Below are 12690 nucleotides of genomic sequence, written 5' to 3' on the forward strand. Positions count from 1 at the left end.
TCAGCGCTTGGCGCCGTTCTCGACTGCAGTCCACACACGCAGCAAGTTCCCACCGAGGATCTTGCGGATATCACCATCCTTGATGTCGTGTGCCTGCAATCCCGCGATCAGGTTCGGATAGTCGGCGACACTTTGCAGTTGCGTCGGCAGTTTGCCGTCGACGCCGTCGAAGTCGGAACCGATGCCGACGTGATCGATGCCGACCAGTTTTACCGCATAGACGACCTGGTCGATCACCGCGGAGATGTCGGTCTTCGGCGTCGGGTGTTCGCGCTCCCAGCGCGCGGAGAATTCGCTTTCGTCCTCGATCGGCTTGCCAGCGGCTTTCGCCGCGAGATTGCGCAGGCGCAGGTCTTCGCGGGCGCGGAAGCTGTCCTGCATGTCGGAAGCGGCCTTGGGATTGACGAAGCCGGTGCCGAAGGTGATCTGCACCACGCCGCCCTTCGCGGCGATCGCCTTGGCGACTTCGTCGCTGGCGTTGCGCTCGAAACCGGGAGTGAAATGACGCATGCCGGAATGTGTGGCGACGACGGGGACGCTGCTCAGCTTGATCGCTTCCAGCGCCGACTCATCGGACAGGTGCGAGACGTCCACCATGATGCCGAGCCGGTTCATTTCCTTCACCACGTCACGGCCGAACGGGCTCAGTCCGTGCCACTTGCGTTCGACGCCATATGAAGAGTCGGCGATGCGGTTGGCGGCGCTGTGGGCGAGGGTGATGTAACGCACGCCGCGATCGAAGAAGAATTGCAGCTTGCGCAGGTCGCCACCGATCGGTGCGCCGTTCTCCATCCCCAGCGGCAGCAGCACGATGCCGGGCTTGCCGAGGCGGGTGACATCGCGTGGCGAACGCAGCAGCGCGAACTTGTTGGGATGGCGCTGCACCAGTGCTTCGATCGAATCGATCATGGTGTTGGCGACCTGGTAGGCCGTGTTGTCGGCGTCCTGCTTCGCCGAGGTGTAGATCGACATGAAGGCGATCTTCAACCCACCCTGTTGCGCCTTCACCCAGTCGAACTCGCGATCGGTGCGTTGGCCGAGATCGCGCCAGCCGTCCTGCAGCATTTCCGGACCATCGATATGGGTGTCGACGATGATGGAATCGTGCGCCAGCTTGCGCGCGGCAGGCGTGGATTGTGCGGTGGCCAACCCCGAAAGTGCGGCGAGCGTCAACGCGAGCAACGAGCGCAGTGGCTTCATGGTGCGATCTCTCTCAGTGGCGATGAAAAGGGTTCAGGCGATGATGCGGCCGTTGGCGTAGACCGAACGTGCCAGTCGTCCGCCCAGCCAGTAGCAGAGCTCGGCCGGTTGCGCGATCTGCCACAGCACGAAGTCGGCGCGTTGTCCGGCGCGCAACACGCCGCGATCCGTCAAGCCCAGTGCGCGTGCGGCGTGCACGGTGGCGCCGCGCAGCGATTCTTCGGGCGTGAGGCGGAAATGCACGGTGGCGAGCTGCATGGCTTGGCGCAATGAACGCAGCGGCGAGGTGCCGGGATTGCAATCGGTGGCGACCGCCATCGGGACGCCATGTTCGCGCAGTGCATCCAGCGGCGGCAGTTTCGTTTCGCGCAAGACATGGAAGGCGCCAGGCAGCAGCACGGCGACGGTGCCGGATGCCGCCATGGCGCGGATGCCGGCGTCAGAGGTGTGTTCGATATGATCGGCAGATAGGCCGCCGAATTCCGCGGCCAATGCCGCGCCACCGAGGTCGCTCAATTGATCGGCGTGCAGTTTCACCGGCAGACCCAGCGCGCGCGCGGCTTCGAACACGCGACGCGTCTGCGCGGGCGAGAAACCGATTCCCTCGCAGAAGGCATCGACGGCATCGACCAGTCCTTCCGCATGCAGGCGCGGCAGCCACTCGATCACAGCGTCGATGTAGTCGTCGGCGCGTCCGGCGTATTCGCCAGGCAATGCATGCGCAGCGAGATAGGTGGTGCGTACCGTGATGCCAAGCTGTTCGCCGAGTTGGCGCGCGACCCGCAGCATCTTGCGTTCGTTGTCGAAATCAAGGCCGTAGCCGGACTTGATCTCCAGCGTGGTCACGCCATCGGCGATCAGGTCGCGCACGCGCGGCAACGAGGCTTCCAGCAATTCGTTTTCGCTGGCGGCACGTACTGCGCGCACGGTGGAAAGGATGCCGCCGCCGGTACGCGCGATCTCCTCGTAACTCGCGCCCTGCAATCGCAATTCGAATTCACCGGCACGATCGCCCGCGAATACCGCATGCGTGTGGCAATCGATCAGTCCTGGAGTCACCAGGCCATCGGTTTCGACCGGTGAGGCGATCAACGCGAACTCGTGCGGCATCGTCGCGCGCGGGCCGGCGTAAACGATGCGGCCGTCGCGCCAGGCCAGTGCGCCGTCTTCGATCAGGCCATAGCCGGATTCCTCATCCAGCGTGGCCAGGGTTGGCCCGAGCAGGAGTCCGTTGCCGGCTGAAGGCTCAACCATTGGAAGCGGCCGGAGAAGAAGTGGAAGGCGATTGTTGCAGCAACCGCAGTGCCAGCGCTTTGTAGATCGGCATCCGGCACACCAGCATCGACGTCGTGCGCGCGATCAATGCGACTGCGAGGATCGGCAACAGCATGTCGCTGCTGTCGGTCATTTCCATGGTGATGATGGCCGAGGTCAGTGGCGCCTGGGTCACGCCGGAGAGGTAGCCGCACATGCCCAGCAACACGACGGCCGATGCTGGCGCGGCGGGGAACAGCGGTGCCAGGTTCTGTCCGAGCCCTGCGCCTGCGGACAGGGCGGGAGAGAACAGGCCGCCAGGAATGCCGGCGAGATAGGACACGAGGTTGGCGAGGAGTTTGGCGATACCGAAACCCTGGCCGGGAATGTCCTGCTGGATCAATGCGTCGCGTGCCTGCGTATAACCGGTGCCGAACACGCCGTCGCCGCAGGTGTATCCGAGCAAGGACAGTGCAATGCCGCAGGCAATCGCGAGCAGGATGGGGTGGCGTTGCCGCAGCGTACCGATCACCGGCATGCCGGGTGCAGTCAATGCCAACAGGGCGCGACTGAAGCCACCACCGGCAAGCCCGCAGAGGATTCCGCACGCGGGGACCGCGAGCCAGCCGATGCCGAATGCGATGCGGGTCGATACATGGCCGAAGTAGACGTAATCCCCCAGCACGCCCAACGACACGACGCCGCCGATGATGACAGCCGTCAGCAGCGTGCCCGAGAAGCGATGCTCGAAGGCGCCGCCGAGTTCCTCGATCGCGAAGACCACGCCGGCCAGGGGCGTGTTGAACGCAGCGGCGATGCCTGCTGCGCCGCCCGCCAGCAGGAAGCGTGCACCCTGTTGCGGATCGTCGAAGCCGAAGCGGCGGCCGATCCAGTGCATCAGGCCGGCGCCGATGTGGACGGTCGGACCTTCGCGGCCGATCGAAGCACCACCCAGCAGGCCGGCAAGGGTCAACCACAGTTTGGCGAACGCAATCTTCGGGGAGAGTTGCGCTTCTCGCCATTCGGTCGGTTGCTCGAGGGCGGCGATGACCTGCGGGATACCGCTGCCGCGCGTGGCCTGCATGCCGCGCGATGTGAGCCATGACAGCACGCCGAACATGGCGGGAGGCAGCGCCAGTGATGCCAGCGGCCATTGGTGGTGCAGCCATGCAAAGCCGCGGAAGGCGGCATCGCTGCCCTTGGCGAACAGGATCGATGCGAGTGCCACCACGATCGCGCCGCACCACAAAGCCATCCGCCGCCGCCAACTTTCGGACGAAGCGAGCAGGATGGGCGAGTGCGCGTGCGGATCCATCATTGAAGCATTCTCGCATGCGCCCGCGGCCATCCGGCACAATGGCCGGATGCAGACAGCGATCATCGAACGGGTGCCCATGGGCTGGCGGACAGCAGGGATCGCCAACCTGCATTCGCATGCCTTCCAGCGTGCGATCGCGGGACTCGGCGAACGCCAGACCAATCCTGCGGATTCGTTCTGGACCTGGCGCGAAACCATGTACGCACTGGCCGCGCGCTTCGATCCGGAATCGCTGCATGCGGTGGCGTCGCAGTTGTACGCGGAGATGCTGGAAGCCGGCTACACCACGGTCTGCGAATTCCACTATCTCCACCACCAACCCGATGGCCGCATGTACGACGATCCCGCTGCGATGTCGCGGGCGCTGGTCGCGGCGGCGCGCGATACCGGGATCCAGCTCACCTTGTTGCCGGTGCTGTACATGACCGGCGGTTTCGATGGCCGTGCGTTGTCGGAGCGCCAGCGTCGCTTCGGCCACGACGTCGATGCCTATTTGCGATTGATCGACACATTGCGCAAGGACGAGAACCCATCATTGCGCGTCGGTTGTGCGCTGCACAGCCTGCGCGCGGTGCCGGAAACCGCGATGCGCGAAGTGATCGCGACGTTGCCCGCGGATGCCCGCATCCATATCCATATCGCCGAACAGATCGTGGAAGTGGAGGAATGCATCGCTCTGCGCGGTGCGCGTCCGCTGCGCTGGCTGCTCGATCATGCCAATGTCGATGCGCGCTGGACGCTGGTGCACGCGACCCATCTCGATGTCGGCGAGGTGCGCGACACCGCGGCATCCGGCGCAACGGTGGCGATCTGCACCACCACCGAGGCCAATCTTGGCGACGGCTTTTTCCCGTTCCGTGATTACCTTGATCATGATGGCTACTGGGGCATCGGTTCCGACTCCCACAGTTCGGTGTCGCCGATCGAGGAATTGCGCTGGCTGGAATACGGGCAGCGCCTGCAACGGCAGCGGCGCAATATCGCCATCGGCGCGGCATCGGACAGTGTTGGTATCAATCTGCTGGCTGGCGTTGCTGCCAGTGCCGCACAGTCCACCGGCTTCGCAGGGCAGGGCACCCTTGTGCTGGATGGTGATGCGCCGATCCTCGCCGGCGCCACCGCCGCGGATGTCGCCGATCGCTGGATCTTCTCCGGCAACCGCCCGCTGGTGAAAAACGTCGAGGTGGCCGGCCGGCAAGTGGTCGCCGAAGGGCGACATATCGACCGTGATGGCATCGAAACGCGCTACCGGCAGGCGATGAGCCGGCTGTTGCAGGCGTAACCATGGTCTTGCGGCGCAGCGCATAGGGTGCGAGAATTCGCGGATGCGCACTTGCACCGACGCCATCTACCTGTCTGCCGCCGCCATGGCCAGCGGCATGACGTCGCGCGCGCGCCGACCGTACGAGTCCTGACTCCGCCGGCCCGGATTGCTGCACACGTGCAGCCAAGTGAAGCCCGGCCCCGCGCCGGGTTTTTTCGTTTTTCTCCTGTCATTTCCCTACAGTTGAATGCCCAGATGAAACATTTCCTCAATACCCAGGACTGGACCCGCGGCGAGCTCGACGCCGTGCTCGCCGATGCCGCCCGCTACAAGCGCGAACGCTTCGGCGATGCGCTGAAAGGCAAGGGCGTCGCGCTGGTGTTCTTCAATTCGTCGCTGCGCACGCGCACCAGTTTCGAGCTGGGCACGTTCCAGCTTGGCGGTCATGCGGTGGTGCTGCAGCCGGGCAAGGACGCGTGGCCGATCGAGTTCGACCTCGGCACGGTGATGGATGGCGACACCGAGGAACACATCGCCGAAGTGGCGAAGGTGCTGTCGCGTTACGTCGACCTGATCGGGGTGCGCGCCTTTCCGAAGTTCGTCGATTGGTCGATCGATCGCCAGGACCGCGTGCTCAACGGCTTCGCCAAGTATTCGACGGTGCCGGTGATCAACATGGAAACGATCACCCACCCCTGCCAGGAGCTGGCGCATGCGCTGGCCTTGCAGGAACACTTCGGCACCAGCGACCTGCGCGGCAAGAAGTACGTGCTGACGTGGACCTACCACCCGAAGGCGTTGAACACCGCGGTCGCCAACTCGGCGTTGACGATCGCCACGCGCATGGGCATGGATGTCACGTTGCTGTGCCCGACCGACGAATACCTGCTCGACGAACGCTACATGGGTTGGGCGGCGCAGAACGTCGCCGAGAACGGAGGCTCGCTCGCCGTCAGCCACGACATCGACAGTGCCTACCGCGATGCCGACGTTGTGTACGCCAAGAGCTGGGGCGCGTTGCCGTACTTCGGCGACTGGGAGCGCGAAAAACCAGTCCGTGACCAGTTCAAGCATTTCATCGTCGACGAACGCAAGATGGGACTGACCAACAATGGCGTGTTCTCGCACTGCTTGCCGCTGCGCCGCAACGTCAAGGCTACCGATGGCGTGATGGATTCGCCCAACTGCATCGCCATCGACGAAGCCGAGAACCGCCTGCACGTGCAGAAAGCGGTGATGGCTGCGCTGGCCAGGCAATAACGTTCTTCAATATTTCGAGATATTCCAGATGACACTTTCTGAATCCAAGGACATCGTCCTCGCCTTTTCCGGCGGCCTCGACACCAGTTTCTGCGTGCCTTACCTGAAGGAACGCGGCTGGAACGTGCATACCGTGTTCGCCGATACCGGCGGCGTCGACGCCGAGGAGCGCGCCTTCATCGAGGCGCGTGCAGCAGAGCTTGGCGTGGCCTCGCATGTCACCGTCGATGGTGGTCCGGCGATCTGGGACGGCTTCGTCAAGCCGTTCGTGTGGGCGGGCGAGGGCTACCAGGGCCAGTACCCGTTGCTGGTGTCGGATCGTTACCTGATCGTCGATGCCGCGCTGGCACGCGCGCATGCGCTCGGCACCAACGCGATCGCGCACGGTTGCACCGGCATGGGCAACGACCAGGTGCGTTTCGATCTGGCGGTGAAAGCCAGCGGCGATTACCGCATCGTCGCGCCGATCCGCGAAATCCAGAAGGAACACACGCAGACACGCGCCTACGAGCAACAATATCTGGAAGAACGCGGCTTCGGCGTGCGCGCCAAGCAGCAGCAGTACACCATCAACGAGAACCTGCTCGGCGTGACGCTGTCCGGCGGCGAGATCGATGCCTGGAAGGCGCCGGGTGAAGGGTCGCGCGGTTGGTGCAAGCCGCGCAGCGAATGGCCAGCAAAACCGTTGCAGGTGACGCTGAAGTTCATCGAGGGTGAAGCGGTGGCGATCGACGGCGCGGCACTGCCGGGCGCGCAGCTGCTGGCGAAGCTCAATGCGCTGTTCGCGCCGTATGGCGTCGGCCGCGGCATGTATACCGGCGATACCACGATCGGCCTGAAGGGTCGCATCGTCTACGAAGCGCCGGGATTGATCTCGCTGCTTGCCGCGCATCGCGCGCTGGAGGAAGCGGTGCTGACCAAGCAGCAGAACCGCTTCAAGCCGGAGGTCGCGCGCAAGTGGGTGGAGCTGGTCTACGAAGGCTTCTATTCCGATCCGCTCAAGGCCGATCTCGAGGCCTTCCTCAAGTCGAGCCAGCGCAAGGTCAACGGCGAAGTGGTGCTGGAAACCTCCGGTGCGCGCGTCGATGCGGTGGAAGTGCGTTCGCCGCACATCCTGCATGCCAAGGGTGCGACCTATGCGCAGTCGGCCGACTGGGGCGTGGAAGAGGCCGAGGGCTTCATCAAGCTGTTCGGCATGAGCAGCACGCTGTGGGCCGAGGTCAACCAGAACGACAATGACTGAGCTGCCGTCCGCCACCCTGGAACATCTCGCCGCGCTGGTGTCGTTCGACACCCGCAATCCGCCGCGCGCGATCGCGGTCGAAGACGGGATCTTCGGCTACCTGCGTGCGCAGTTGCCCGGTTTCACCGTCGAGGTGGTCGATCACGGCGCCGGCGCGGTGTCGTTGTTCGCGGTGCGCGGCAAGCCCAAATTCCTGTTCAACGTGCATCTCGATACCGTGCCGGATTCTCCGCACTGGAGCGCCGATCCGCATCTGCTGCGGGTGACGGACGATCGTGCCATCGGCCTTGGCGCCTGCGACATCAAGGGCGCGGCCGCGGGATTGCTCGCGGCGGCGAATGCGACGACGGGCGATGCCGCTTTCCTTTTCACCACCGACGAGGAAGCCAACGATCCGCGCTGCATCGCCGCGTTTCTCGCGCGCGATCATGGTTTTCGTGATGTGATCGTCGGCGAGCCGACACGCGGCGCGGCGGTACTTGCGCATCGCGGCATCAGCGCGGTGCGGATGGAGTTCAAGGGCGTCGCCGGCCATGCGTCTGGTGCGCAAGCGATGCAGGCCAGCGCATTGCACCAGGCGATCCGCTGGGGCGCGCAGGCGCTCGATCTGGTGCAGGCTCAGGTAGCGGAAACATTCGGCGGATTGCAGGGATTGCGCTTCAACATCGGCCGCGTCGAAGGCGGCATCAAGGCCAATATCATCGCGCCGCAAGCCGAAGTCCGTTTCGGTTTCCGTCCGCTGCCGTCGCAGGACATGGACGCGTTGCATGCGCGTTTCCGTAGTTTTGCCGACGATGGTAGCGACTACGCGGAAACCTTTCGCGGTCCGTCGCTACCTGCGGGCGATGCCAGCGCCGCGGAATCGCGTCGCCGCGCCGCACAGGCGTTCGCCGAATCACTGCAGTTGCCGGTTGGCCCCGCCGTCGACTTCTGGACGGAAGCCTCGCTGTTCTCGCAGGCCGGCATGAACGCGATTGTCTATGGCCCGGGCGACATCGCCCAAGCGCACACCGCCGACGAGTGGGTGTCGTTGCAACAACTCTCCGAAGCCGCAACCCATTACCAACGATTGATGTCATGACCGATCTGCGCACCACCATCGTCCGCCTGCTGTCCAGCATGGGCAGCACCAAGGAAATCCAGCAATACCTCAAGCGTTTCTCGCAACTCGACGCGGGACGATTCGCCGTGGTCAAGGTCGGCGGTGCGGTGCTGCGCGACGATCTCGAAGCACTGACGTCGTCGCTGGCGTTCTTGCAGCAGGTCGGCCTGACGCCGATCGTGGTGCACGGCGCCGGCCCGCAACTCGATGCCGAGATGCACGCGGCGGGCATCGAGAAAATCACCGTCGACGGACTGCGTTACACGGATGCCCCGGTACTGTCCGTGGTACGACGGGTAATGCGCCAGGAGAACCTCAAGCTGGTCGAGGCGTTGCAGGCGCAGGGCGTGCGCGCGACGTCGATCCAGTCCGGAATCTTCGAGACCGCGTTCCTCGATCAGTCGCGTTACGGGCTGGTCGGCAAGGTGACGCGTGTCGATACGGACGGCATCCACGCCGCGATCAAGGTTGGTTCGATCCCGGTGATCGCATCGCTCGGTGAAACCGCCGACGGCCAGATCGTCAACGTCAATGCCGACTGGGCCGCGAACGAGCTGATCAAGACCTTGCAGCCGTACAAGATCGTGTTCCTCACCGGCACCGGCGGCTTGCTTGACGACAAGGATCGGGTGATCGATTCGATCAACCTGTCGACCGAATACGAACACCTGCTGGCGCAGCCGTGGATCCATGGCGGCATGCGCGTCAAGATCGAACAAATCAAGGATCTGCTCGATGCCTTGCCGCTATCGTCGTCAGTGTCGATCACGCGTCCGTCCGAATTGGCGAAAGAGCTGTTCACCCACAAGGGCTCGGGCACGCTGGTGCGGCGCGGCGAACGCGTGTTGCAGGCGACGCGCTGGGACGAGCTTGACGTGCCGCGCTTGCGCGAATTGATCGAGTCCGCATTCGGCCGCAAGTTGCTGCCGGAATATTTCGAACGCACGACGCTGTTGCGCGCCTACGTCAGCGAGAACTATCGCGCTGCGGTGATCCTCATCGGCGACCGTGAACGTCCTTATCTCGACAAGTTCGCAGTCCTCGATGACGCGCAAGGCGAAGGTCTCGGGCGTGCGGTGTGGCAACGGATGCGCGACGAAACACCGGCGTTGTACTGGCGTTCGCGTCGCTACAATCCGATCAATGCTTTCTACGATGGCGAGGCCGATGGCAGCGTCAAGCGCGATCGCTGGAAATATTATTGGTGCGGCATCGAGGATTTCGTCGCGATCCGCGACTGCGTGGAGCAGGCGATGGCGCGCCCGACGACCCTGGAAGAACCGGCATGAAGAAGCGGATCGGACTGGTCGGTGCGCGCGGGCATGTCGGCGAGGAGCTGATCCGCCTGATCGCGGCACATCCGCATTTCGAGCTGGGTTTCGTGTCGTCGCGCGAACGCGATGGCCAGCGCGTGGTCGATCATGTCGCGGGATTTCCCGGTGAATTGCACTATCGCAATCTTTCGCATGAAGCGCTGCCGGGCGAGGATGTCGATGCCTACATATTGGCGCTGCCGAACGGCAAGGCCGCACAGTGCGTGGCGGAGATCGACAAGCGTGGTGATGATCCGGTGATCATCGATCTCTCCGCCGATTATCGTTTCGACGATGAGTGGTATTACGGCCTGCCGGAACTGACGCGTGTGCAGTATCACGGCCAGCGCCGCATCAGCAATCCGGGGTGCTATGCCACTGCGATGCAGTTGGCGATCGCGCCATTGCGCGACCATCTGGCCGGTCCGGTGCAGTGTTTCGGCGTCTCGGGCTATTCCGGTGCCGGCACCACGCCGAGCGACAAGAACGATCCGGAAAAGCTGCGAGACAACCTCATGCCGTATGCGCTCGCCGACCATCTGCACGAACGCGAAGTCACGCGGCATTGCGCGCTGGTGGAGTTCATGCCGCATGTCGCGCCACATTTCCGCGGATTGACCATTACCGCCAACCTGCATCTCGATCGCGCTTTCGAACGCGACGAAGTGTTGGCGCTGTATCGCGATCGCTACGCCAACGAAGCCCTGGTCGACGTCTTCGACGAGGCGCCGTGGGTGAGCAGGATCGCGCATGCCCACGGCGTGCATGTCGGCGGATTCACCGCGGCCGATCGCGGCAAGCGTTGGGTGGTGGTGTCGACGTTGGACAACCTGCTGAAGGGCGCGGCGACGCAGGCGTTGCAGAACCTCAATCTCGCTTTCGGGTTCGATGAACTGGAAGGCATCATCCCGCAGGTGGCACGGCACGAGGCACAGGCATGAGCGATCTCCTCTGGCAGAAATCGGGCGTCAAGGTCGATGCCGACATCCAAGGCTTCCTCGCCGGAGATGACGTCATCCTCGATCGCGAGTTCATGCTGTACGACATCGAGGCCAGTCGTGCCCATGCACAGGGGCTGCAACGGATCGGCGTGCTGACGGAGGACGAGTTCGCGGCCATCGACGCCGAACTGCAGGCGCTGGCCAACGATTTCGCCGCCGGCGATTTCGTGCTCGACGAGCGCTACGAGGACATGCATTCGGCGATCGAGGCGCGGCTGATCGAACGCCTCGGCGAAACCGGCAAGAAGATCCACACCGGACGCAGCCGCAACGATCAGGTGCTGGTGGCGACGCGCCTGTGGCTGCGCGATCGCTTGCGCCAGTTGCATGCGTTGTGCATCGAGTCCGCAACGGTTGCGCTGGAGCGCGCGCGCGCCGAGAAGGCGGTTCCGCTGGCCGGGTACACACATCTGCAACGGGCGATGGTGTCGTCCACGGCGATGTGGTGGAGCGCGTGGGCGGAAAGTTTCATCGACGATGCGCAGCGCGCGGTCGATACGTATCGACTGATCGACGCCAATCCTCTGGGCACCGCCGCCGGCTATGGCGTCAACCTTGGGCTCGATCGCGATCACGTCACCGACGCCTTGCATTTCGGTCGCCTGCAGCTGTCGCCGATAGGCGCGCAACTGTCGCGCGGAAAGTTCGAATTGGCGGCACTGGAAGCGTTGGGCAGCGCGATGCTCGACCTGCGTCGCCTCGCCTGGGATCTCAGCCTGTTCACCAGCGGTGAATTCGCGTTCGTCGCCTTGCCGGCGCAATACACCACCGGCAGCTCGCTGATGCCGAACAAGCGCAATCCCGACGTGATCGAGCTGATGCGCGCGAGTTACGCCAGTGTTGCTGCGGCGAAGACGGAGATCGAACAATTGTTGTCGCTGCCGTCGGGCTATCACCGCGACCTTCAGTTCAGCAAGGGCGCGCTGGTGCACGGCTTCGGTCGCGGCCTCAAGGCGCTGGCGCTGTTGCCGGCCTTGCTGCGCGAGCTGCGCTGGAACGAATCGGCGATGGAGAAGGCGCTGGAGCCATCGATGTACGCCACCGATCTCGCGATTGCGCTCGCGCGCGAAGGATTGCCGTTCCGCGATGCCTATCGCGAGGCCGCGAATCCGGCGCGTTGGGCGCAGGGCGATCCGCAGGCCAGCCTCAATGCGCGGGTCTCGCCCGGCGGTCATGGCGACTTGCGACTGGAGACCTTGCAGGCGCGACTGGACGCACTGCGCGGCTGATCAGATCAGCGCGGTGGGCAACGCGCCTTCGAGACGGAGCAGGAATTCCTTGGTCGGCAGGCCGCCACCGAAACCGGTGAGCGATCCATCGCTGCCGATCACGCGATGGCAGGGCACGATGATCGGAATCGGGTTGCGGCCATTCGCCGCGCCGACCGCGCGCACCGCCGATGGCTGGCCGATGTGGCGGGCGAGATCGCCATAGCTCCACGTCGCGCCGAAGGGAATTTCGCGCAAGGCATTCCACACCGCCAACTGGAATGGCGTGCCGCGTGGTGCCAGTGGCAGATCGAACGTTTCACGCTTCCCGGCAAAATACTCGCCGAGCTGGCGCCGCGTTGCATCGATCAGCGGATGCGTCGCTTCGATCCACGCGTCATCCCGATGCACAGGATGGCGATTGCGCGGAAATTCGATTGCATGGATGCCTTCGTCGCTGGCGGCGACCAGCAAGCGGCCAACCGGACTGTCGATGTGCATCCAGTGGACGGGAAGTGTCTTCATCC

At 64.1% G+C, this 12690-nt stretch carries 11 protein-coding genes; 7 read left to right on the top strand and 4 right to left on the bottom strand.

The window, feature by feature from the left end:
- From Lysil_RS06275 to Lysil_RS06285, 3 genes are read right to left on the bottom strand one after another with little or no spacing between them, the layout of a single operon-like run.
- Positions 1-1200, bottom strand: coding sequence for a dipeptidase (locus tag Lysil_RS06275; protein WP_103074639.1), 1200 nt, complete (start codon positions 1198-1200; stop codon positions 1-3).
- A gap of 33 nt (positions 1201-1233) precedes the next feature.
- Positions 1234-2454 (bottom strand): imidazolonepropionase, encoded by a 1221-nt coding sequence (gene hutI / locus Lysil_RS06280; protein ID WP_103074640.1) that lies wholly within the window; start codon positions 2452-2454, stop codon positions 1234-1236.
- Positions 2447-3772: a chloride channel protein gene (locus tag Lysil_RS06285; RefSeq protein ID WP_240600197.1), complete on the bottom strand. Its 1326-nt coding sequence runs from the start codon at positions 3770-3772 to the stop codon at positions 2447-2449. The genes hutI and Lysil_RS06285 overlap by 8 nt, the downstream gene beginning before the upstream one ends.
- A 46-nt stretch (positions 3773-3818) precedes the next feature.
- Here Lysil_RS06285 and Lysil_RS06290 point away from each other — a divergent pair, with 46 nt between their 5' ends.
- The 7 genes from Lysil_RS06290 (at position 3819) to argH (ending at position 12184) form a co-directional block, all read left to right on the top strand.
- Positions 3819-5054: a formimidoylglutamate deiminase gene (locus tag Lysil_RS06290; RefSeq protein WP_240600200.1), complete on the top strand. Its 1236-nt coding sequence runs from the start codon at positions 3819-3821 to the stop codon at positions 5052-5054.
- A 237-nt stretch (positions 5055-5291) separates the two neighbouring features.
- A complete protein-coding gene (locus Lysil_RS06295; RefSeq protein ID WP_103074641.1) occupies positions 5292-6296 on the top strand; it encodes an N-acetylornithine carbamoyltransferase in 1005 nt (334 codons plus the stop codon).
- A 28-nt stretch (positions 6297-6324) separates the two neighbouring features.
- On the top strand, positions 6325-7539 hold the full coding sequence (locus Lysil_RS06300) for an argininosuccinate synthase (RefSeq protein WP_103074642.1): 1215 nt from the start codon (positions 6325-6327) through the stop codon (positions 7537-7539).
- Complete coding sequence (locus Lysil_RS06305) at positions 7532-8620, top strand: acetylornithine deacetylase (protein ID WP_103074643.1); 1089 nt, start codon at positions 7532-7534, stop codon at positions 8618-8620. Before Lysil_RS06300 ends, Lysil_RS06305 begins: the two co-directional genes overlap by 8 nt.
- Positions 8617-9930: an acetylglutamate kinase gene (locus Lysil_RS06310; protein WP_103074644.1), complete on the top strand. Its 1314-nt coding sequence runs from the start codon at positions 8617-8619 to the stop codon at positions 9928-9930. The genes Lysil_RS06305 and Lysil_RS06310 overlap by 4 nt, the downstream gene beginning before the upstream one ends.
- Complete coding sequence (argC, locus tag Lysil_RS06315) at positions 9927-10895, top strand: N-acetyl-gamma-glutamyl-phosphate reductase (RefSeq protein ID WP_103074645.1); 969 nt, start codon at positions 9927-9929, stop codon at positions 10893-10895. Before Lysil_RS06310 ends, argC begins: the two co-directional genes overlap by 4 nt.
- Positions 10892-12184: an argininosuccinate lyase gene (argH, locus tag Lysil_RS06320; RefSeq protein ID WP_103074646.1), complete on the top strand. Its 1293-nt coding sequence runs from the start codon at positions 10892-10894 to the stop codon at positions 12182-12184. The genes argC and argH overlap by 4 nt, the downstream gene beginning before the upstream one ends.
- On the opposite strand, the gene Lysil_RS06325 is transcribed toward argH, so the two are convergent.
- The gene (locus tag Lysil_RS06325; protein WP_103074647.1) at positions 12185-12688 is read right to left on the bottom strand and encodes a methylated-DNA--[protein]-cysteine S-methyltransferase; all 504 of its coding nucleotides are present in this window, start codon (positions 12686-12688) and stop codon (positions 12185-12187) included. It abuts the gene before it with no gap.
- Between the last annotated feature and the right edge of the window lie 2 nt (positions 12689-12690).

It is taken from the genome of Solilutibacter silvestris (assembly GCF_002895945.1).
Taxonomy (GTDB): Bacteria; Pseudomonadota; Gammaproteobacteria; order Xanthomonadales; family Xanthomonadaceae; genus Solilutibacter; species Solilutibacter silvestris.

Excerpts from the sequence above, each read along its gene's own strand:
- Lysil_RS06275 (WP_103074639.1), bottom strand. The coding sequence starts at position 1,200 with ATGAAGCCACTGCGCTCGTTGCTCGCGTTGACGCTCGCCGCACTTTCG.
- hutI (WP_103074640.1), bottom strand. The coding sequence starts at position 2,454 with ATGGTTGAGCCTTCAGCCGGCAACGGACTCCTGCTCGGGCCAACCCTG.
- Lysil_RS06285 (WP_240600197.1), bottom strand. The coding sequence starts at position 3,772 with ATGATGGATCCGCACGCGCACTCGCCCATCCTGCTCGCTTCGTCCGAA.
- Lysil_RS06290 (WP_240600200.1), top strand. The coding sequence starts at position 3,819 with ATGCAGACAGCGATCATCGAACGGGTGCCCATGGGCTGGCGGACAGCA.
- Lysil_RS06295 (WP_103074641.1), top strand. The coding sequence starts at position 5,292 with ATGAAACATTTCCTCAATACCCAGGACTGGACCCGCGGCGAGCTCGAC.
- Lysil_RS06300 (WP_103074642.1), top strand. The coding sequence starts at position 6,325 with ATGACACTTTCTGAATCCAAGGACATCGTCCTCGCCTTTTCCGGCGGC.
- Lysil_RS06305 (WP_103074643.1), top strand. The coding sequence starts at position 7,532 with ATGACTGAGCTGCCGTCCGCCACCCTGGAACATCTCGCCGCGCTGGTG.
- Lysil_RS06310 (WP_103074644.1), top strand. The coding sequence starts at position 8,617 with ATGACCGATCTGCGCACCACCATCGTCCGCCTGCTGTCCAGCATGGGC.
- argC (WP_103074645.1), top strand. The coding sequence starts at position 9,927 with ATGAAGAAGCGGATCGGACTGGTCGGTGCGCGCGGGCATGTCGGCGAG.
- argH (WP_103074646.1), top strand. The coding sequence starts at position 10,892 with ATGAGCGATCTCCTCTGGCAGAAATCGGGCGTCAAGGTCGATGCCGAC.
- Lysil_RS06325 (WP_103074647.1), bottom strand. The coding sequence starts at position 12,688 with ATGAAGACACTTCCCGTCCACTGGATGCACATCGACAGTCCGGTTGGC.